Source organism: Gloeotrichia echinulata CP02 (assembly GCA_038087035.1).
Classification (GTDB): Bacteria; Cyanobacteriota; Cyanobacteriia; order Cyanobacteriales; family Nostocaceae; genus Gloeotrichia; species Gloeotrichia echinulata.
Window position 1 is genome coordinate 4,744,121 of record CP051187.1, and the last position, 22,608, is coordinate 4,766,728.

Annotated in this window: 17 protein-coding genes; 6 read left to right on the top strand and 11 right to left on the bottom strand. The window is 41.9% G+C overall.

All coding sequences use genetic code 11. From position 1 onward, the window contains the following. Window positions 1–90 precede the first annotated feature (90 nt). From HEQ19_20855 to HEQ19_20865, 3 genes are all read right to left on the bottom strand, one after another. Window positions 91–1,296 (bottom strand): transposase, encoded by a 1,206-nt coding sequence (locus HEQ19_20855; GenBank protein ID WYM01580.1) that lies wholly within the window; start codon window positions 1,294–1,296, stop codon window positions 91–93. A gap of 125 nt (window positions 1,297–1,421) precedes the next feature. Continuing rightward, window positions 1,422–2,315 (bottom strand): phosphorylase, encoded by an 894-nt coding sequence (locus tag HEQ19_20860; protein ID WYM01581.1) that lies wholly within the window; start codon window positions 2,313–2,315, stop codon window positions 1,422–1,424. A 274-nt stretch (window positions 2,316–2,589) separates the two neighbouring features. Then, a complete protein-coding gene (locus HEQ19_20865) occupies window positions 2,590–3,654 on the bottom strand; it encodes a J domain-containing protein (protein WYM01582.1) in 1,065 nt (354 codons plus the stop codon). Between the two features lie 476 nt (window positions 3,655–4,130). Here HEQ19_20865 and trpD point away from each other — a divergent pair, with 476 nt between their 5' ends. Continuing rightward, window positions 4,131–5,228: an anthranilate phosphoribosyltransferase gene (trpD, locus tag HEQ19_20870; GenBank protein ID WYM01583.1), complete on the top strand. Its 1,098-nt coding sequence runs from the start codon at window positions 4,131–4,133 to the stop codon at window positions 5,226–5,228. A gap of 165 nt (window positions 5,229–5,393) precedes the next feature. On the opposite strand, the gene recN is transcribed toward trpD, so the two are convergent. The 3 genes from recN to HEQ19_20885 all read right to left on the bottom strand — a co-directional run bounded on the left by recN (window position 5,394) and on the right by HEQ19_20885 (window position 8,416). After that, a complete protein-coding gene (gene recN, locus HEQ19_20875) occupies window positions 5,394–7,130 on the bottom strand; it encodes a DNA repair protein RecN (protein WYM01584.1) in 1,737 nt (578 codons plus the stop codon). Window positions 7,131–7,496: 366 nt separating this feature from the next. Then, window positions 7,497–8,144 carry a Uma2 family endonuclease gene (locus HEQ19_20880; GenBank protein ID WYM01585.1) on the bottom strand — a complete coding sequence of 216 codons (648 nt, stop codon included), beginning with the start codon at window positions 8,142–8,144 and terminating at the stop codon, window positions 7,497–7,499. Window positions 8,145–8,209: 65 nt separating this feature from the next. Then, entirely contained in the window at window positions 8,210–8,416 is a 207-nt protein-coding gene (locus HEQ19_20885; protein WYM01586.1) for an element excision factor XisI family protein, read from the bottom strand. Window positions 8,417–8,553: 137 nt separating this feature from the next. Between HEQ19_20885 and HEQ19_20890 the strand changes: the two genes are divergently transcribed. Further along, a complete protein-coding gene (locus HEQ19_20890; GenBank protein WYM01587.1) occupies window positions 8,554–10,587 on the top strand; it encodes an AarF/ABC1/UbiB kinase family protein in 2,034 nt (677 codons plus the stop codon). A 774-nt stretch (window positions 10,588–11,361) separates the two neighbouring features. Here the strand turns inward: HEQ19_20890 and HEQ19_20895 are convergent. Beyond that, the gene (locus HEQ19_20895) at window positions 11,362–12,243 is read right to left on the bottom strand and encodes a PEP-CTERM sorting domain-containing protein (protein WYM01588.2); all 882 of its coding nucleotides are present in this window, start codon (window positions 12,241–12,243) and stop codon (window positions 11,362–11,364) included. A gap of 511 nt (window positions 12,244–12,754) precedes the next feature. On the opposite strand from HEQ19_20895, the gene HEQ19_20900 reads away from it, so the two are divergent. Continuing rightward, complete coding sequence (locus HEQ19_20900) at window positions 12,755–14,608, top strand: bifunctional serine/threonine-protein kinase/formylglycine-generating enzyme family protein (protein WYM01589.1); 1,854 nt, start codon at window positions 12,755–12,757, stop codon at window positions 14,606–14,608. 455 nt (window positions 14,609–15,063) lie between these two features. Here HEQ19_20900 and HEQ19_20905 read toward each other — a convergent pair whose 3' ends face one another. Then, the gene (locus HEQ19_20905) at window positions 15,064–15,858 is read right to left on the bottom strand and encodes an ABC transporter permease (protein ID WYM01590.1); all 795 of its coding nucleotides are present in this window, start codon (window positions 15,856–15,858) and stop codon (window positions 15,064–15,066) included. A gap of 484 nt (window positions 15,859–16,342) precedes the next feature. Here HEQ19_20905 and HEQ19_20910 point away from each other — a divergent pair, with 484 nt between their 5' ends. After that, window positions 16,343–17,428, top strand: coding sequence for a glycosyltransferase family 4 protein (locus HEQ19_20910; GenBank protein WYM01591.1), 1,086 nt, complete (start codon window positions 16,343–16,345; stop codon window positions 17,426–17,428). A gap of 181 nt (window positions 17,429–17,609) precedes the next feature. Here HEQ19_20910 and HEQ19_20915 read toward each other — a convergent pair whose 3' ends face one another. Then, window positions 17,610–17,999 (bottom strand): DUF1499 domain-containing protein, encoded by a 390-nt coding sequence (locus tag HEQ19_20915; GenBank protein ID WYM01592.1) that lies wholly within the window; start codon window positions 17,997–17,999, stop codon window positions 17,610–17,612. A 209-nt stretch (window positions 18,000–18,208) separates the two neighbouring features. On the opposite strand from HEQ19_20915, the gene HEQ19_20920 reads away from it, so the two are divergent. Both HEQ19_20920 and HEQ19_20925 read left to right on the top strand, forming a co-directional pair. Continuing rightward, entirely contained in the window at window positions 18,209–19,369 is a 1,161-nt protein-coding gene (locus tag HEQ19_20920) for an alanine--glyoxylate aminotransferase family protein (protein WYM01593.1), read from the top strand. Between the two features lie 312 nt (window positions 19,370–19,681). Next, complete coding sequence (locus tag HEQ19_20925; protein WYM01594.1) at window positions 19,682–19,972, top strand: hypothetical protein; 291 nt, start codon at window positions 19,682–19,684, stop codon at window positions 19,970–19,972. A gap of 256 nt (window positions 19,973–20,228) precedes the next feature. Here HEQ19_20925 and HEQ19_20930 read toward each other — a convergent pair whose 3' ends face one another. Together HEQ19_20930 and HEQ19_20935 are read right to left on the bottom strand one after the other, a co-directional pair. Then, window positions 20,229–21,509 carry a transposase gene (locus HEQ19_20930; GenBank protein WYM01595.1) on the bottom strand — a complete coding sequence of 427 codons (1,281 nt, stop codon included), beginning with the start codon at window positions 21,507–21,509 and terminating at the stop codon, window positions 20,229–20,231. 177 nt (window positions 21,510–21,686) lie between these two features. Continuing rightward, entirely contained in the window at window positions 21,687–22,394 is a 708-nt protein-coding gene (locus HEQ19_20935) for an NUDIX hydrolase (GenBank protein ID WYM01596.1), read from the bottom strand. Window positions 22,395–22,608 lie beyond the last annotated feature (214 nt).

Here is a 22,608-nt window from a genome sequence, read left to right on the forward strand (position 1 = left end):
AAACTCCTCCAGTAATGCTGGACAAGCTAACACAAAAAATGGTCTTGAGGATTGACACTCCCCGTCCTGAAGGAGCGGGGATTCTGTAATCTACGTCAGAATTTGCTCTTGCTGGCTTGCGCCAACTAGCGTAGTGATTCCGACTCCTACAGCGTTACTTCGGGATTGCCCATCCCTAGCAAGTGTAGCATCGCGGAGCGTGTCGGAGACAAGATTTAAAATGTTAATCGCTGCATTTTCATCCCTATGCAACTTGCATCCACAACTACAAACATGGGTGCGAGTTGATAGAGATTTTTTCACAATCACGCCACAATTTGAACACTTTTGTGATGTGTAATGTGGTTGCACGCTGAACGCTAACTTACCAAATTTACCAGCAAAATACTCAATCCACTGCGTAAACAAATACCAGCTAGCGTCAGCAATTGACTTAGCTAAACAATGGTTTCTGAGTAAGTTACGCACTTGCAGGTTTTCATAGGCTACTAAGTCGTTAGACTTGCACACGTTACGCGCTATTCTCTTAGCGTGTTCATTCCGTTGCCTACTTATTCTCAAGTGCTTAGAGGCAAATATAGCTCTAGATTTTCTACGTCCTGAAGAACCTTTTTTCTTTTTGTAAATACGTCTTTGAGCATGTTTAATTGACTTTTCAGCCTTGATCAAAAACTTGGGATTAGATTCTTGATGTCCGTTAGAATCAGTGTAAAAACTCTCTAGCCCAACATCTAAACCGATTTCATTACCTGTCAGTGGTTGAATATCTGAAGCTTCAACATCAATACAAAACTGACAGTAATAGCCATCAGCACGACGCACCAATCTAACACGTTTAATTGATTTTACAGGGTAGGTTTGAATATCCCATTTGCCCAACAATTTCAACTCACCAATACCTTTTTTATCAGTAATGGTAATACGGCGCTTGATTGGATTTAGCTTCCAGCCTGATGTCTTGTACTCAACCGAGCGATTATCACGCTGGAATCTGGGATATCCCTTTTTACCTGATACTTTCTTTTTACAATTATCGTAAAACCTTGATATTGCTAACCATGCTCTTTCGGCTGAGGATTGTACCGCCATCGAGTTTAGGTTAGCTACAAACTTAAATTCGTTGCGTAGTTCCGTTGAATACTTGTTGAGTGCGAATCTATCAATTTTTGCTTCTCTTGGCGCGTCAATCCAATATCTCAAACATTTGTTTCTAATGAATTGAGTAGTTTTAATAGCTGATTCAATGGCTAAATATTGAAGTTTTTTAGCTTTAACTTTGTACTCTAGAACTAGCAACTTAATCACCCCCTTTGTTGTTTATGTTATATGTTGATTATACCATTCTTAAGTAGAAAACCGCAATAGGTTATTTCGGAAAGGTGAACGCACCCTACAAAATAACTCAGCATTCAGCACTTTTTTTACGGGTTTGGTATGGCGACACTCTTGAGGATGGTCATCGGTCCGAGGTCTTTGACAAAATGCATTTGTTGTTGATTTCGTACCAACAGCGCACCCGCGAATCCTAATGAGTTGACCGAAATTGACTCAAATTCTTCCTGCGATCGCGGTACAATTAACATCCATTGTCGCGTAGCTAGAAGATTATAAGGAACAGACTCTAAACCCACCTTTCGTAGTAAGCTGTGATATATCTCCAGAGTGGCTGCAGCAGCGGTGAATGGGGAATTTGCCCAACTAGGATCGAGGGTGGCGAAAGCGTTTAAAAAAGGCAGTTGGGGTATAGTTGCAATTGAATTGGGAACTGTCGCAGTTGGTAGCAGCGGTGCAATAGGTATCTGTAAGCCTGATGGTGTAAGTGGTAAGGGTACAAGTTGCAGGTGTTTGTGTCGTTGACTTGCACCTGCAATTTTACCGCCATTGTAGAATGCTAAACCATCGAAATCAGCAAGACTCGCCCACATGGCCGCAAAATCTTCTAAGGTGAGTAAGCTATCCTGTTCCTCAAAAGCACGGGTAATAATCAGCAGGTGATGGTCAACAACGTTAAATTTGTTTAATATACACACATGGCTATCAGAAATATCTGCCACAAATAAATCTTCTTCATAAGGTAAAAATGGATTAAACTCTTTACCAGTTGTGGCTATTTGTTTCTCTTGCTTTTGTTTGGCTACTTTTTTACGGTTTAGGTTCGACAAAATCCGCACTAAAAAATTAACCCCACCTTGCTCAACAAACTCAAACTCTGTGGGTATTGACTGGAGCGCACCGCATCCCAAAGCATACTCTGTGCGTTCCTTGACACTATTCCATAACGTGCCAGGTTTTAGTAAAATTTTTCCCTGTACCATTTTTTATTTTGGCTGATGTGCAGAAATTAGATTTCATATCATGTCCGGGAGCTTACCCATAATACCCGCAATGTAGAGACGTTACATGTAACGTCTCTACAGAATATTTTATTACGGTCATATAACCGGACATGATATTACAGCCATTTTCAGGTAAATAGACCACGCTTTTGGGGCGCAAGGCCTTGTGCCCCTACGAAGATCTGTGGTTATTGGGTGAAAATCGCTGTAAAAAAATCAGGAATCTCAATTTTTACGAATGCATTGTTTTTATTTAAAATGCCATAATTTCATCGAAATCGGCAAACATCTCATCAAGTAAGTCTTCCATATCGTCTTCCTGCATCTGTCGCAGAATTTGTGGACCACCGAGAAATTCCTTGATGCTGGTTTTTTCTTCTCGAAAATCCTTGACAAAATCGCGAATAGCAGCAATTTTTTCAATTTCCGATTCTAGTTGATTCAACATTTGGGCAACGGGATCTATCCCGACTTTCACGGCTTTTCGACAATCGGAAACCATTGTTCCTTCTGGGGTATGTTTTACTTCCGATAGTTCCCGTTTTAATTGATTAAATTGATTTTTGAGTAATTCATTATGTTGCTCTAAGCGAGTACATTTCCTAGTTAAATCATCTTCGTTATTCTTATCAATAATTTCCCCTAATTGATGTTGCTGTTCAATTTCTAATAGTCGAGCCAAATCACCATCTTGATAAGCCTTATTGATTTCTTTCATAATTTCTGTATGGCGCATTTGCGTTTCGCCATTTTTAGCTTTATCAGGGTGGAAAACTTCAGCTAAACTCAAAAATATCTCGCGAATTTTTCTCGATGCATCAGTTTTATTCCTTGAGGGAATTTCTAGGTCTTGTGGTGCCTCTTGATCTCGATAGTAGTTTTGCCTTTGCGAGGAGGAGTCATCATTCTCTTCCTCATTTGTTTCCAATACTTCTGCTTCTGAGTCTGTATCAATATCTTGATGATCGCGTTTTGGGCTGATGATTCCCATTAACTGCATACTCCTATAAACACCTTCAATATCTTTCTTACTTTTTTTGCCTAACTTTCTGGTGGCAAAAATTTCTGCAAACAGAGCATGAATTTCTTGGTCAATATCTACCAATTTATGGAAACTGGGGGTACAGCGATTAAATATGTCCGCACCTAAAGAACGCATTTGCTCGACAAAGTTATTGAGTTCAGTCTTTTTTTTATTGATCTTTTTGAGCAGTCGTTGGTGTTCTTTGTCAAGTACTTCTAGACGGATATGCCCTGATGAGAGAGCCAGGACTGTTGTTGTAGTACTTTGGGAGCGAGATGAGGTTTTTTTAGGCATATAATTTCTCAATGTGATTAGAGTCCAAATCCTAGGCTGGCTGATACCACAAAAGCCTATTTAATGAATATTTATTTGCTGATGCACAATGCCCAGCCGAAAAAACGTTGTCAGTCATCTTGTCTTGATATGTCTAAATAATTAGCAATATCAAGTTAAGCGCTTATTTCAGATTACTACTTTTTGACTAGGTATTTAGCGAGATTGACAGAAATTGCTGCAAGACCCCAAACAAGGTGCTTTAGGGACTGAGAAATAAAAAAAACATACCATCGTAGGGTGCGTCAGTAGCGAGAAACTCAAGACATAACCCGAAATTATTGGTACTGAGGCATCTTACTGTGGATAATTTAATTCATGGAAGTCCCTTAGCATTATGCCAAAGGCTTTGGCAAAATGACCGTGATATCATGTTCGGTTGATCGCTGATAAATTGATAAGCTATTTCACAGTGCTACTTGTGAAGCTGAACAATTATGGTCCAGATTAGTAATTCACAAACTCCGTTAGCTCAGGAGTCCTCCTATTGGTCTGCAATTCTACAGCAATTGCTGGACGGTCAATCACTTTCTGTTTCCCAAGCCTCAGATTTAATGCAAGGCTGGCTGGCTACAGCAATCCCTGATGTATTGTCAGGTGCAATCTTAGCCGCAATTCAAGCCAAGGGAGTGTCAGCAGCCGAACTAGTGGGTATGGTCGAGGTATTATACTCCCAGTCTGTTAAACCGACCTTAGCAGCACCAGTGATTGGCAATTTACCATTAGTCGATACATGCGGAACAGGTGGCGATGGTGCATCTACCTTTAATATTTCCACGGCGGTGGCTTTTGTGACTGCAGCTTCTGGGGTAAAAGTAGCAAAACATGGTAATCGTTCCGCCTCTGGTAAAACTGGTTCAGCGGATGTGTTAGAAGCTTTAGGCGTCAACCTCAAAGCCAGCACCGAAAAAGCTCAAGCGGCCTTAGAGACGGTGGGGATTACCTTTTTATTTGCGCCAGATTGGCACCCCGCACTCAAGGCGATCGCCCCATTGCGAAAAACCCTCAAAGTCCGCACAGTTTTTAATCTCCTCGGTCCGTTACTCAACCCACTCAAACCCACAGGACAAGTCATTGGGATTAATAACCCAGCCTTAATAGAGACTTTCGCCCAAGTTCTCAAGGAACGAGGAACTCACCGCGCCATTACCCTCCACGGACGCGAAAGGTTAGATGAAGCTGGATTGGGTGATAAAACTGATGTGGCTATCCTTTCAAATCAACAAATACACTTACTAGAAATAGATCCCCAAGAATTAGGTTTAAACCCCGCCCCGATTACTACATTAGTAGGTGGAGATGTGGAAGAAAATGCCGAAATTCTCAAAGCAGTTTTGCAAGGTAAAGGGACGCCACCACAGCAAGATGTCGTGGCTTTAAATGCTGCTTTAGCATTGTATGTAGGTGAAAGAGTAACAGATAGTGGCGATTATGTAAATACTTTTTCGCAAGCTGTAATACTTGCTAAAGACATTTTGCAAAGTGGTGAAGCTTGGACAAAATTGGCTCTTTTAGCTGAATTTTTGGCTGCATAATTTCTCGTTCCCATGTTCTGCACTCTAACTTATTAGAGACCACGTGTCTGGGGCGCAAGGCCTTGCGCTCCTACACTTAGGTGTTATATCTCACATTCCGCACCCTAGGATTATTCAGGAATATTCAGAAAAATAGTTGCTTTTTGACTACCATTGCTAGAAAAATTACGGGGAATTACGCCGATGATTAGCAGCTTGTAAAAGCAGTGATTCTGCAAAAGCGATCGCATCGGTTGCTGATTTACCACCGGCTAATTGTGCGAGTTCTTCGCGACGGGTGGTCAAGTTATCTAATGTAGTAACTCGCACAACTGTGCGCTGTTGTGTGTTAGTTTTATCACCTTGATTTTGATTAATAGTTTGCTTATCTACCCGAAAATGCCTATCTGCCATTGCGGCTACTAAGGGTTGATGGGTAACGCATAATACTTGATGATTGTAACTCAGTTGATATAATTTTTCGGCGATCGCCTGGGCTACTCTCCCAGAAACACCCACATCTATTTCATCAAATACCATTGTTCCGGCTGTATCGGCTTGGGAAAAACAAGCTTTCAGCGCTAGTAAAAAGCGACTCATTTCACCACCTGAAGCGATTTCGGTTAAGGGTTGTATGGGTTCACCGGGGTTAGGACTAAACATAAAGGTAATTTTATCTGCACCGGCGGTGGTGGGTGCAATGGGTGCTATTTCTATTTTAAATTGCACTTTTTCCATTGCTAGGGGCTTGAGTTCGGATATTAATCGCGCTTCTAAATCTGTCGCTACTGTGCGTCTTAACTGTGTTAATTGGTGACAGGCTTGGGTCAGCTTGGCAAAATATGCCTGTTCTTGCTGTTCTAAACTTTCAATAGATTGTTCTGTGTCATTGAGTTGGGCTAATTCCCCTTGGATGCGTTGAAAATAGGCGAGGGCTTCCAGTAATGTCGGTCCATATTTGCGACAAATTTGCTTTAATTCACGAATGCGTTCTTCTACTTCCTCCAACCGTTGGGGATCGGCTTCTAGACTTTCCCCATAGGCGTTTATTTGCCGCCCTACTTCCATTATCGCCGTTTGGGCGTCCCGCACCAAGTCCAACATGGGTTGCAGTTGGTTATCATATTCCACCATGTCGTTTAATGTCGCTTCACTGTCTCCCAACAAATCGGCGACTGCGGGGGCTTCGTTATCGTTTTGATATAAAGCTTGATAAATCTTATAACTCATCTGCTGCAAATCCACGACATGATTGAGGCGTTCCCGTTCTTGCAGCAGTTGTTCTAATTCATTGGGGTCATTAAGGTTCGCGGTGCTTAATTCCTGGACTTGATAGGTGAGTAAGTCCAATTGTTGTAGGCGTTCCCGTTCTGAGGTGCGGCGTTTTTCTAGGGCTTGTCGTGCCTTTTGGTACTCTGCAAAAATAGCAACGATGGACTGACGTTGCTGTAATAGAGATTCACCACCGTGTAAATCCAACCATTCGCGGACTTGGGCTGATTGACCCACCTGGACAGTTTGACCTTGGGCGGTAATTTCCACCAGGCGATCGCGCAGTCCGCCCATAATCTGGCGATTAACTAACACACCATTCACCCGCGAACGACTGCGGATATTACTACTAGTAGCTGTAATTTCGCGGCTGATAACTACGGAGTTATCATCAATTAAATCAATTTCCTGTTCACTCAACCAAGCCGCTAAAGCAGGGTTAGAGGTAAAAGTCGCTTCTACCAGCGCCCGACTTGTCCCCGTGCGAATCACACGCGATGAGACTTTCCCACCCAAAGCCGCATCAATGGCATCCAGGATAATAGATTTTCCTGCACCAGTTTCACCGGTTAAGACATTTAGACCGAGGCCAAATTCCAGTTCCAGTTGGTCAACCAGGGCAAAGTTTTCAATTCGCAGGGAGAGTAACATCTAGCCAAATTCTCCATGAGGGGGGAGTAGGGGAGTAGGGCAATTACCAATACCAACTTACCCCATGAAGAACTTGGGGTACAAGGCATTACCTATTACCATGAAAATAGCAAGCCCATTTTAGTCTACCAAAAACAGTTACTACTGATAACTGATTTCGCGCAGGTACAACATTATATCGCAAGGTGTAGGGGCACGGCACTGCCGTGCCCTTACGGGTGTACGTCACTTGTCGGGAAACGCTATATACTGCAATTAAAGCTTAATGCTTGTAAGCTTTGATTTATAAGCATTAGAGCCAAATTAATTCTATGTGACAGTTTTTATATCAATGTGCCAGTTCAGGACACCCTACATAATTCACTTTCAAGCGCCTTGTGAATCAGAAATTTGCTGTCTTACCCAAACACGAAAAGCATTTTTGGCTGCTAGTTGCCCAATTTTTCGACTTTCGTGGATAAATTGGGGAATATCCTTGACTTGGACTGGCGCAAAAGTAGGACTAAGCTCAACTTCTGAATATTGATTGTTTGAAAGCCTATAAATTCGCAGAACAGTTCCGTTGTATCGCCAAAGTTCAGGGATACCCATTGCAGCATAAAGAGATAATTTATCTATTTTGGGTCGGGAATATTCCACCTCAAGCACTAGGTCTGGTGGTGGATCTTTTTGTAAATCAATATTTTCTTTATCCCTAACCAAATATTCATTTTGAATATAAAAACTGCTATCAGGCTCCCCTCCTTTTTCTAAGTCATCTCGTGTTAAAGTCAGTGAACCTGTGCTTTTGGTTTCTTGGCCAAATTCCTCACAAAGCACGAGAATAAAGCTTTCAATTAGGCGGTTAGAGTTTTCATGCGCCATGAGTGGGGTCATGATTTCTACTATTTGATTATCATAAGCAAGTCGAGAGCTACGTTCGCCTCCCATCTCATCCAGCATGGTTTTGAACGTCTGCCAACTGATATTGTTAAGCATTGTTCTTGTTTCTGCCAGTGGTGCTGTTGTGACCATATTCCCATTCAGATGCGGTACAAGATTATATCGTGGCGCTAGGGGCACGGCAAGACCCATAGGTGTCAACTTAAGCCTCGGCGAATGGAATCTGTCGCCACTCCATCCTCTGTCCCATCTTCCTCAACCCAAATATTGTCATCTTTTAAACGGATATGAATCATGGAGTAGGGACAGTAACATCTAGCCAAATTCTCCATGAGGGGGGAGTAGGGGAGTAGGGGAATTACCAATACCAACTTACCCCATGAGGAACTTGGGGTACAAGGCATTACCTATTACCATGAAAATAGCAAGCCCATTTTAGTCTACCAAAAACAGTTACTACTGATAACTGATTTCGCGGATGCTTGAGCTTTAACATATAGTTACAATACTTAACATACCAATTCGACCGGTGGCATTCTTCATGATTGTAAAGACACTTCCCCCTAGTTCGCGATCGCTCGAGGATGACAATCGCAGCGGTAAAAATGGCGATGATGAAGTACACGTTGCCCAAATTGTGCCTTTACATGGTACACCAGCCCTGGTGGTGAAATCCCCAAGACTAATAGCAGCCCAACAACAACGGGCTTCTAGGACACAAGCTGAACCGGAAAACTTGCGTTATGATCCCCTACAGATAACGGCTGATTACCAAAACAGACCCCTGGAAGTGTTGCGGCGCATCTTCGCAGTTTTGCAACCCACTATTTCCTTTGTTTTTGGGTTGTGGTCAGACAGCAAACGGGGAATTGTGGTGAAAAATGACCGCCGTCGAGCTGTGCAACTACGAGAATTACTCACCAAGCTGGGGCCAGCTTACATCAAAATCGGACAGGCTTTATCCACCAGACCCGATTTAGTTCCTCCCGTATATCTGGAAGAATTAACCAAGCTCCAAGACCAACTACCGCCCTTCCCTAACGAAATAGCTTACCAATTTATCGAAGAAGAATTAGGCGCACCTCCAGAGGAGATTTACGCGACAATCTCAGCCAATCCCATCGCCGCTGCTTCCTTGGGGCAAGTATATAAAGGTAAGCTGAAAACTGGGGAAGAAGTCGCAATAAAAGTCCAACGCCCGGATTTACGAGAACGCATCACCATTGACTTATACATCTTACGTGGCATTGCCGGTTGGGTGCAGAAAAACGTCAAACGGGTGCGGAGTGACTTAGTTGGGATACTAGATGAATTGGGCGATCGCATTTTTGAAGAGATGGATTATATCCATGAAGGTGAAAATGCCGAGCGCTTCTTTCAACTCTACGGTCATATGAAAGACATATATGTTCCCAAAATTTACTGGGAATATACCAATCGTCGCGTCTTGACGATGGAGTGGATTAACGGCATAAAATTAACCCAAACAGCCGAAATTAACGCCCAAGGGATTGATGCTCGCTATTTAATCGAAGTGGGTGTGCAGTGTTCGTTGCGACAATTATTAGAACATGGATTTTTCCACGCAGACCCCCACCCCGGTAACTTATTAGCCACCCCCGAAGGTAAACTAGCTTATCTTGACTTTGGGATGATGAGCGAGATCAAGCCACCGCAACGCTATGGTTTAATAGAGGCGATCGTCCACGTCGTCAACCGTGACTTTGAAGGCTTGGCAAACGACTACGTTAAATTAGACTTCCTCTCACCAGAAACCGACTTAACACCAATTATTCCCGCCTTTGCGAACGTCTTCGCCGATGCTCAAGGTGCCAGTGTAGCTGATTTAAACATTAAAAGCATCACCGATGAACTATCAGCTTTGATGTATGAATATCCCTTCCGCGTACCACCATATTACGCCTTAATTATTCGCTCCCTCGTCACCTTAGAAGGGATTGCTATCTTTATAGATCCTAACTTCAAAGTCCTTAGCGAAGCGTATCCTTACGTCGCCAAACGCTTGTTAACCGACCCCGCACCACAATTAAAAATATCCCTGCGAAATTTACTCTTTAAAGATGGTAAATTCCGCTGGAATCGCTTAGAGAACTTGTTGAAAAATGCGCGAGGAAATGAAGATTACGACTTAACTTTAGTAGTTAATCAAGGCGTAGATTTTCTCGCATCAGAACGGGGCGCTTTTATTCGCGACAAATTAGTAGATGAATTGCTCAACGGAATCAACGCCCTAGGTAAAAACGTTTTGCACAACTTCACCTATTTGTTGCGAGAGAGAGTAGGAATCACAGCAATTAACGAAACTCCAGCAGCGACCGATGAACAACAACAAACCTTAGAGCATATTAAGCGGATATCGGGTATTCTCCGCGAAACCCGTGGCTTTGACCCAGCACAACTTGCAACCCAAGTTGTGCAATTATTAGTAAATCCTGATGTGCAGCGTTTAGGTCAGCAAATTACTAACCACTTAGTGCAAAAGGCTTTAACTAGAGTAATTCGCGAGTTGTTAGCGGGGGAAGAAGTTAATTACAGCGAAGGTAATTTACAGTAGGGGTTTAGCATTGCTAAACCCCTACAAGGGTTTCTTTGCCGGCGCGAGTTTAGCTTTATTTGTTTGTATTTCCCTCACCCTTATTCTTTGCAATGGGGTGGGGGTTTTTTATTTATTTACAGGAATTACGCACTGTACAAATTTGGCATGGTATGCATTTACCAAAATACGTTGTTTCAGGCTTTGATTAATTATTACTTTGATGGTAAACAGACCCGCGTTTTCGGGGTTTAGCAATGCTAAACCCCTACGACATCTCCGGTTTTTGCATTCCATATTTTGTGTCTTTTGTCAATGCGTAAGTCCTAATTTACAGCACCTTCCTGTAAATGAACCACATTTTTTTATCTCACGCATTCTCTACGTTCGCGTAGGGAAGGCGCAAACGCAAGTGCGTCTGTCTACGACACGCAGAGCGTTCGCAGAGAAGTGCGGGTTTTGTCTTGAGAAAGCAATATCTGTATTTGCTTGCTAAATCTACTGAAATGAGAAAGCAAACTGGGGTTTGAGAAAGCAATATCTGTATTTGCTTGCTAAATCTACTGAAATGAGAAAGCAAACTGGGGTTTGAGAAATGTACCCCTACAGGTCTATTGTTGTTTCCAGAGAGATAATTTATCTATTCGCCTCTAATAGCTGTAATTGCCAAATACATTTCAAAATATAAAAAACTCCATCCCCTTGTGGGTGGAGTTTTAGGAAATGGTCTATTAAAGCCACCCTAGAAGGACGCGGCTTGTATCCCATATTTTTGGTAACCTTAAAAAAGGAAAATTAAGCAGAAGCAGAAGTAATTTGCTTTTTGTGCTTGAACCATAATCCCATAGCAGCAGCAACCACTGTACCACCTAAAGTTAAAGGTTCGGGAACATCAGACGGTGGGACTACAGGAGACGGTGGGATTGCAGGATATTGTTGTGATTCATCAGACGCTGCTATTGTCGGATATTTTAGAAATCCACCAGCAGGTCCTACTGCAATAACGTACTGATCAGGAATATCTGATTTCGCTAAAAAATCCTGACCCCCAGTAGAAGGAAAAGGGTTGGGTAGATCAGCCACCACGGGATGAGATGGTTGTACAATGTCGAAGGGTTGTGTGACAAAACCGCCTAACTGTGTAAATGTTCCTGGTACTAGACCTAATGTCTGACCCCCAAAATACCCTGATACGTTCTCTGTCAGGGCTATACCAGCACCATTGTATTCACCTATATATCCTTTGCCATTTGTAGTAGCAAAAGACACGGCATTTAGCAAAGCTTTATTTGCATTTAAATCTTCCCCCTCTGGTGCGTTTGGTCCTATTTTATCTGCCAAGTCTGTTAAGAAAAGTACTTTGTTTCCTGTAACAAATGACTTAACATTAGCCACGGCGTCTACGGAAAGACCAGTGCCAAATGAAGCTTGATCTCGTGTGTAGACGAACGCATCAAAACTATTGAGAAATCCCGACGTTGCTAACTGAGCATCAGAAACGACAGTAGCACTCAATCCTGGTTGGGTATTGATAAAAGAACTAATCGAGTTATCGCCAAAAACTGCGATACTGGCTGCGAAGGAAGATTGGGCAGTGCCAAATACTACAGATAAAACACTGGCAAGAGCTATTCCAGAACGATACATCTTTTTGCCTTCTTGCTTGGAAGTAGTCAACTTTTGTAGTAACTACTTGTTGATAGGTGTAAATTACATTTATTGAAGATAAAATACAATAAATAATGCTGTAATTTTACGCGAACTTAATCACATCTTTATACAATAAAAAACTCCACCCACAAGGGGATGGAGTGTCACGTCCAGGTCTATTAGGCATAGAGCATGGAGAAAAGTCACCAATGCCCAATGCCCAATCCCCAATGCCCAATCCCCAATCCCCAAATTGTACTTGAGTGTTTCGCTAAATACTCCAAGAACACTATTGACAAATCCGATATCTAGGAGATATTATTATTTTTATAATGGAAATCCGTGCGCCCATATATATTATAATATTAGAATAATATTAGATTCATACTTAAAAACCTCTCAACAGATACCAACAAATAAATAAATTTCCTTCCTCTGTATTTCCTCATTGGAGTAGGATAATCTTTATTTGTTTACATATCTTTTTAAATTCGACTATTGGGGCTAAATTTGGACAAGATGCTACCTCCTCCTCATTATGCAAATATGCCAAAATCCCAATTGCTCAAATCCATTCAATCCTGACGGTAATAGATTTTGCATTAGTTGCGGACAAAGCGACTTTGGCAAACTTCTCAGAAATCGTTACCGCGTATTGAGCCTATTAGGTGAAGGTGGATTTAGCAGAACCTACGCATCAGTTGACGCAGACAGACTAGACGCGCCTTGCGTCATCAAGCAATTTTTTCCTCAAGTTCAAGGAACCGGACAACGAGCCAAAGCTGCAGAATTCTTCAAAGAAGAAGCATTTCGCTTGTATGAACTGGGAGAAAATCATACCCAAATTCCCAGACTGCTAGCTTACTTTGAACAAGGTTCCAGCTTGTATCTTGTACAAGAATTTATTCAAGGACAAACTCTTTTACAAGAAGTAGAGAAACAACCCTTTAACGAAGCCAAAATTTGGCAACTTTTAACTGATTTATTACCAGTTCTTGACTTCGTTCACGCCCATAACGTTATCCATCGGGATATCAAACCAGAAAATATCATCCGTCGTGAAACTGATGGTAAACCAGTATTAATTGACTTTGGCGGTGCTAAACAGGTAACACAAACCAGTTTAGCCAGACAAGCCACAGTAATTTATACTATTGGTTATGCACCCACAGAACAAATGGCAGGATTTCCTTGTCACGCCAGTGATTTGTATGCATTGGGTGTAACTTGCGTGCGACTTTTAACTCAATGTTTGCCTGTACAAAATGCTTATGGACTGATTGATGATCGTCTTTATGATGCCATGAATGCCAAGTGGTTATGGCAAGAGCGATTACAGGAAAATGGTATCACCATCAGCCAAGATTTAAGCAGCATTCTTGATAAATTGCTCCAGCATTTTCCCAGTGATAGATATCAAACAGCCGCAGCAGTTATCGACGATCTCAAGACAACAGCTACATCGGCTTTTGAAGCACAAATTTTGGCAATTACCCAACTGATATTACCGCCTACACCACAAAAAATTCAACCAGCATTACCACCCTTACAAATCTTTGAATTTGATGTCGTCACAGTAGACACAGGCGGAAGAGTTGTTAGCCGTGACTGTCGTAGCGCCAAGTTTATTACCGAAGAATTGAGTAAGGCTATTAACCTCGAAATGATATCAATTCGCGGCGGGAATTTTATGATGGGTTCACCAGCTTTTGAAGGCGACGCTGACGAACGTCCCCAACACCAAGTCACCGTCGAACCATTTTTTATGGGTAAATATCCCATCACTCAAGCACAATGGAGAGCAGTAGCAGCATTACCAAAAATCAAACAATCTTTAAATCCTAACCCATCCAAATATAAAGGACCAAATCGACCAGTCGAAAATGTATCTTGGCACGAAGCTGTAGAATTTTGTTTGCGGTTGTCAGAAAAAACTGGACGTGAATATCGTTTACCTAGTGAAGCCGAATGGGAATATGCTTGTCGCGCTGGAACCACCACATCCTTTCACTTTGGGGAAACAATTACTACTGAATTAGTCTGCTGCAGTGACAACGAGAGTTACAGTAATGAAGGCAAAAATAAATATCGTAAAGAAACCACAAATGTAGGCAGTTTTAATGTAGCCAACGCCTTTGGATTATACGATATGCACGGCTTAGTTTGGGAATGGTGCTATGACCCTTGGCACAACAATTATCATGGCGCACCCTTAGATGGCAAAGTTTGGGAAACAGGAGGTGATGAACATCGCCGGGTGTTGCGCGGTGGTTCTTGGAGTTTCAGTGCCGAACTTTGTCGCAGCGCCAGTCGTAGCTGGAATGAGTCGGATGGTGGGTTAAGGATATGTGGTTTTCGGGTCGTGTTTTCTGCAGGGGGGAGTAATGAGTAAGAAGTAATGAGTTAGGAGTAATGAGTAATGAGTAAGGAGTAAGAAGTAAGGAGTAAGGAGTAAGGAGTAATGAGTAATGAGTAATGAGTAATGAGTAATGAGGAATGAGTAATGAGGAATGAGTAATGAGGAATGAGTAATGAGGAATGAGTAATGAGTAATGAGTAATGAGGAATGAGTAATGAGTAATGAGTAATGAGGAATGAGTAATGAGTAATAAGGAATGAGTAATGAGTAATGAGTAATAAGGAATGAGTAATAAGGAATGAGTAATGAGTAATGAGTAATAAGGAATGAGTAATGAAAAAATTATTAAGATATTAACAAGTTAAATCAACAAGTTGAAAGAAAAATAAAAAATAATCCACTCCTTACTCCTTACTCCTTACTCCTTACTCATTACTCATTACTTCTTACTCATTACTCCTTACTTCTTACTCATTACTTCTTACTCATTACTCATTAGAGGCGCGAATTAATTCTGCCACAGAAGCAACAATTGCCGAGATAAAAATTAAAATAACGCTAAGAGCATTAATATCAGGCTTGACTCCTGTGCGGATGCGACTAAAAATTTCCATTGGCATAGTGTTAAAACCGCTACCTGCGGTGAAACTGGCGATGAGAAAGTCATCTAAGCTGAGAACAAAAGCTAGTAGACAACCAGCGATAATTCCTGGCATTAACTGAGGTAGTAATACTTGGATAAAAGCTTGTATTGGTGTAGCGCCTAAATCGAGTGCGGCTTCTTCGAGGTGGGGGTCTAAGTTGGTGAGTCGCGAAGCCACCACCAGTCCGACATAGGCAAGACAGAATACCACATGAGCGCCAACGATTGTCCACAAACTCAGGGGAATCGCAAAGGTTGCGAGAAAAACTAGGGTAGCTACGGCGATCGCAATATCAGGAATAATTAATGGGAGGTAAGAAATCCCCTGATACAGCTGCACCAGTGGAAACCGATAACGAGCTAACCCCACCGCCATTAAGGTTCCCAGAACTGCGGAAATGCTAACTGCACTACCAGCAACAATCAAACTGTTCTTAAAAGCTGATAAAATCCGCTCATCATGGAACAATTTGCTATACCAATCGAGGGTGAATCCTTGCCAAGTTGCACTGTAAGGTGACTGGTTGAAGCTATAAAACCCCAGTACCAGTATAGGCAGGTACATGAACACAAATACCAGGATTGAGAAAACCGCCTGCCATGAGACACGCGGTTTGTTTTGCGGTGGAAAAATATTCATTAAGGGTTAATGTTTTAATTTACTTATATTTTATGCTTTTTCCTTATACCATGCATACGACAAAAAGTCAAGATATTATTTCCCTAGGGAATAGACAATAGATAATAGAGCGTAGGTTGGGTATATAGCACTTCCTATTCAGATGAGGTACAAAATTGTATCACGCGATGTAGGGGCACGGCACTGCCGTGCCCTTACCGATGTACCTCACTAGGGCGAGAAACGCTATATGTTCCTCAAACCAACCTCCGATTCTCCTTAACTTGTATTGATTGAATTATCAGGCATTTTATGTCTTAAGGAGGGGATGATTTCCCTACTAAGGTAGACAAAAAATATTCAAGTTAACGCATAAGATTTTGAGGCAATTATCAATATAGTTGTTACTTCAATAGAGTTTCTGGGATTGAGTGAATTGGATTAAATCACTAAAAAAGTGACACAGAAACCTCTATTTTCAGCCTAATTTTCCAGGAGGTTTGTAATGCGAATTGCTCAGATAGCTCCACTATGGGAGAGAGTACCGCCGCCAGCATATGGGGGTATAGAGTTAGTAGTGGGGTTATTAACTGATGAATTAGTCAGACGTGGACATGAAGTCACCCTATTTGCATCGGGAGATTCGATTAGTCTGGCAGAGTTAGTGTCAGTTCATCCCCGTGCTTTGCGACTCGATCCTAATGTAAAAGAGTTCTGTATTTATGAAATGTTGCAACTAGCTTGGGTATATGAACAAGCGGCAGAATTTGACATTATTCATTCCCATATGGGCTATGGGGCGCTATCCTATGCCAATCTAGTCAAAACACCCACAGTTCATACATTGCATGGTATTTTTACCCCGGACAACGAAAAAATTTTTAAGTATGCCAAAAATAAACCCTATGTCAGTATTTCCCATGCACAAAGAGAAGCCAGGTTAGGGCTAAATTATATTGCCACGGTTTACAACGGGATTGATGTCAGCAGTTATAAGTTTTATCCCCAACCAGATGAACCTCCCTATCTAGCGTTTTTAGGTCGATTTTCGCCTGAAAAGGGACCACACTTAGCAATTGCTATTGCCAAACAAGCTGGTTGGCATTTAAAAATGGCAGGGAAAGTAGATATTGTTGATGTAGAATATTTTGAGCAAGAAATCAAACCGCAGATTGATGGAAAACAAATTGAATATCTCGGTGAAGCAAATCATGCTCAAAAAAATGCCTTAATGGGAGGTGCCGTAGCAACTTTATTTCCCATTACTTGGCGAGAACCTTTTGGGTTGGTAATGGTTGAGTCAATGGCTGCAGGTACACCAGTTATTGCCATGAATTTGGGGTCTACTTTAGAAGTTATTGCTCATGGAAAAACTGGGTTCATCTGCAATAATATTCAAGAGTGCATTAATGCTATTCCCAAGGTAATAGAATTAGACCGCTACGACTGTCGGGAGTATGTCAATAGCCGTTTTAGTGTTAAACAGATGACCGATGGTTATGAAGACGTTTATCAACAAATTCTGAAAAACAGATTTGCTCAAAATGGGTATATCCCCAAAGTTGTTAGTTTAGGTAACAGCAGTATTTAGCGGTAATTATTGCAAGCAGATAAGTAGGGGGGAAACTTTCCGCCCCTACTCATTTATCCTCAAAATCAATTACAGCAGATTGCAAGTTGGTGAGGTACAGATAATTGTAGGGGCGCAAGGCCTTGCGCCCCTAACGGCGTACCTCATTTACCTGAAATATGCTGTAAGTATTCAAATTGACCTAGTTGAATTTGGCTCTAATCGTCTCTATTCGTTGACGATTGACACCCAAATCACTCTGACCTAAGCGGGAAGCTGAACGTACTTGAATGACATTGGCTTGACGGTCGAGATAGAATTCTACATCATCTACAAATCCTAGCAAGGCACTCTTAAATTCTGCGTATAAATAATCTTGCTTTTCTGTAATTATCTTGGTTCTAGGCAAAGATTGAATGATGCTTTTGAGATTAGCTATCGCTTTTTCTGGAGTTGATGTATAAGCCAATGGAGCAATTTTGTGAAGTGCATCTGTACTCTGACTAGAAACACAGTTAGGCGAGTTGGGACAAGCTGCTAATTTCCCCTCACGCACACCTATATAATTTGGACGGTTACCTGCAAAAACCATAATTTTGGATGTTGAAAAATAAAAGTGCATAAATTAAGTCTAGGAGAATTCATTGTCCATAAGCAAGTGCCCAAAGGGGAGATTGACATTCGCAGAAACACAACCGCCAAACTGAGTACCGCCTATGTGGTAGAATTTTCACACTGGGTAAATCATCGGTGATGCGATCGCTTTATGATGCGAGAAGTATCATCTACTTGCAAAATATCATGACGCCAACAATCTCAATTAACGACAGTCAGAAGTTACAACTCGCACCTTTAGAAATCCCATCCCGTCTGCTACTGGGGCCTGGTCCATCGAATGCTCATCCTACAGTTCTCCAAGCGATGAACACCTCACCTGTAGGACATCTCGACCCAGCTTTTCTCTCCCTGATGGATGAAATTCAGTCGCTATTGCGCTACGTATGGCAAACGGAAAACCCCCTCACCATAGCCGTTAGCGGTACGGGAAGCGCTGCAATGGAAGCCACTATCGCCAATTCTATCGAATCTGGGGATGTAGTGTTAATTGGTGTCGCTGGATACTTCGGCAATCGCTTGGTTGATATGGCTGGACGATATGGTGCAGATGTCCGCACTATTACCAAACCTTGGGGACAAGTTTTTACCCTCGATGAACTCCGCACCGCTGTGGAAACTCATCGTCCGGCTATTTTGGCTTTGGTTCATGCGGAAACCTCCACAGGCGCACGTCAACCCTTGGAGGGAGTCGGTGAACTATGTCGCGAATTTGGCACACTTTTACTAGTAGATACCGTTACAAGTTTGGGTGGAGTTCCCATATTTTTGGATGATTGGGGAGTAGATTTAGCTTATAGCTGTAGCCAAAAAGGCTTAGGTTGTCCGCCCGGTGCTTCCCCCTTTACCATCAGTCCCCGTGCGCTGGAGAAATTACAAAACCGTCCCACGAAGGTTCCCAACTGGTATTTAGATATGACCTTGCTGGGCAAATATTGGGGTGCTGAACGCACATATCATCATACAGCGCCGATTAACCTTTACTATGCCCTGCGAGAAGCATTGCGTTTAGTTGCTGAAGAAGGACTAGCAAATTGCTGGCAGCGCCATCAAAAGAATGTAGAATATCTTTGGGAAGGCTTGGAAGCCATAGGTTTGAGTCTGCATGTAGAGCGAGAATTTCGCTTACCAACCTTGACCACTGTCTGCATTCCCCCTGGAGTAGATGGTAAGGCGATCGCTCGACAGTTACTCAATGAACATAATATTGAAATTGGCGGCGGTTTAGGCGAACTCGCAGGTAAAGTCTGGCGTGTGGGACTGATGGGCTTTAATAGCCGCAAAGAAAGTGTGGATAAACTCTTAACAGCATTGGAACAGGTTTTACCATTCCTGAGTGCTAAGTAAATTAAAACCCTGTAGGGGCGCAAGGCCTTGCGCCCCTACTTTGGTCTGTGGTGATTGGATGAAAATTGGGGATCTAAATTTTCCCGTGCCCCACTCCCAAAACCCCAATCATCAACTAAGGCGATAGGGGTTGCGATTGATCTGTGCGCTTCGTGGGAATTGACTGTGAGGGCTGGTGTAAGCGTAATTCCGGCACCTATTATCGAAACAATGACTGTTTCCGAGAGATGAAAACTGTGTAATGCACTTGCTCGGTTTTATCTACGACAAACTATTGTATCGATACTTAATGGTATAAAGATAGTCATTAGTATGGCTATCGTCAAAAAAAGTAACGTCGCATATTTAAATTTATTATCTAGTGTATTGAAAGCTGATTTAACTTCAGAAAAATTAGAAAAATCTATTTTTATATTAGATAAAAATATACATAAAATAATTAGTGAGTATGAAAGAAAGAAATTAAATTTTACATTTCCTATTCCTATTATGCCTGGAATTGGTGCTACCATAGCACCCACTAAAAGAAATGATAACCAAAAAATCTTAAATCCTGAATCTTCTAAATTATCTTTATCTGAATTTTTATTGCTCATTTTTTAATACTCTATTCTCATGAGAATTTTATGCTGGTTTCTTGATAGAAACAAGTGCTACCGGATACAAGTCTCACTTTTGGGGAATGGGGTATGCAATAAAATCCCTTACCACACCCCGGCTGTTTATATAAAACAAGGGAAAAAAAATACAGATATATCCTAATCGAAATCTGTCGTTGACACTCCCCCGACTGACTAAGTTTCGCTGAGTCCTGCGGACACGCTGCGCGTTAAGCGAAGCTATGCCGAAGGCTTTACGCTTACTTAGTCGTAAAGTCGGGGGATTCTTCATTCATTGTCGGAATTTGCTCTAGCAGGCTTGCGCCAACTAGCGTAGTGACTCCGACTCCTGAAGCGTTACTTCGCTTGTGCCCCAAGCTAGCTTTTGCATCGCGGAGCGTGTCGGAGACAAGATTTAGAATATTTTTTGCGGCGTTAACATCCCTTTGCAAGTTGCAACCACAACTACATACATGGCTACGAGTTGAGAGAGATTTTTTCACAATCACACCACAATCCGAGCATTTTTGAGATGTCATTCTCGGATTGACTGCAACAACTTCTGAGTTAAATTTATCCGCAAAATATTCTAAGCGACTGCGAAAAAGTGACCAAGACGCATCATTAATGCTCTTGGCTAAACAATGATTTTTTACCATGCCTTTAATATTCAAATCTAGCCTTCGGCAACGGCTTCGCCGAACATAGGCTACTAAAGCGTTAGCTTTGCATACGTTACGCGCCAATCTCACGGCGTGTTCTTTCCGTTGCCTACTTACTTTTAAATGTTTCCGAGCATATCTGGAGCTAGCTATCCGTCGCTTGTTTTTACCTTTTTCTTTTTTGTAAATCTGTCTTTGAGCGTGTTTGATTGATGTTTCAGCCTTCCTCAAAAACCTAGGATTTTCCTCTCTGCGAGACGCTTCGCGAACATGGTTCCCATCTGAGTCAGAGTAAAAAAACTCCAATCCAACATCTAAGCCAATCTCGCCATCACTAGTTCTAGGTTCGGGTTGAGCGTTAATGTCAATGCAAAACTGACAATAGTATCCATCAGCCTTTCTAACCAACCTTACACGCTTAATTGATTTAATAGGATATGTTTGAATATCCCATTTACCCAGTAGCTTAACTTCGCCAATAGCTTTTTTATCGGTGAACGTGATGTGTCTTTTAGTTGAACTTAAAGACCATCCAGAAGTTTTGTATTCAACTGAGCGGTTATCTTTTTGAAACCTGGGATATCCCTTTTTACCTGATACTTTCTTTTTGCAATTTCCGTAAAACCTATCAATGGCAGACCATGCTCTTTCAGTAGCAGCCTGACAAGCCATTGAGTTAAGTTCCTCGACAAACTTAAACTCTTTACGCAGTGCTGTAGAGTAATTGCTTAAAGCTACTTTATTGATTTTGGCTTCTCTTGACGCATCCATCCAATAGCGTAACGCTTTGTTTCTGATGAATTGAGTTGTCAAAATAGCTTCATCAATAGCTTTGTATTGCTGTTTTTTGGCTTTGATTTTGTACTCTAGTGTCAGCACTGCTTAATCACCTCCTGTTGTTTTATCTATACAACCATGATAACATGAATATGTCCATATTCAATACATATTATGGCTAAAAAAGGTTTACATATACTTTTGAGTGACCGCAGGATTAATAAGTTACGTTTATTAGCGGTAGAAAAAGATAAGACGATGACCCAAATAATAGAAGAATTATTGGATAGCCTGCCAGAACCCAAAAAAGACGTTTAATAAATTAAACGTTGGCGATACATCCCTGGTCTGAAGACGCGGGGCTTTTCGCCTATCGGTTATTTTTTGTAAATCTGGCTGACGGTAATGTTGGAAAAGGCGGGTAATTTGCGCCCGCGTTACACGTCCTAGGGAAAGTTCCGGTATGCTATCTTCACCAAAGAATCCTACTTCCTCAGTTTCGATACTTGGTGATGGAGAACCACCAATTAATTCGCAGTGAAAAAATAACTTATAGGTGTAGAATGGTAATGGTGGGTGTCCTTGTCTTTGTCGGTCATAGACTGCGAGTATTTTCAGAGGGCGTACCTCATAACCTGATTCTTCAGCTACTTCTCTGACAGCTACTTGACTGGGAGTATCACCAACATCAGCCCAGCCACCAGGTAAAGTCCAGCCACCATCAGAACGTTCTTTGACTAATAATATGGTATCGTCTTGGAATACTGCAGCCCGCACATCAACCTTGGGAGTGGCGTAACCTGTTTCTTGAGAAAACAAATCGAGAATATAGCTATGTTCTACATTGGCGTAAGTCGCCATAATTTCCGCTGCGATCGCTCTTAATTGTTTATAGCGTTCAATATCATAAACCCCTTCAGAATAAGTCAGACCATTTTGGGCGATCGCCTGTAATTTTTGTCCCCATTCCAGCCATTTTGGTTCCATATTTCTCTCTTTGCTAAAGGTTAGGGGCTAGTCCCGCGATTTCAAACTATTTGTTTAGCTAAATCCACGCGATATGATACCGTAGGGGCACGGTAATGCCGTGCCCTTGCTCCCCGAAATCTATATGTATTCAAGCTTTTGGTGACTTTGAAATCGCGGGACTAGGGGCTAGGAGTTAGTTATGCCTTTTTGCACCAGACTAACCAGTCCCTAA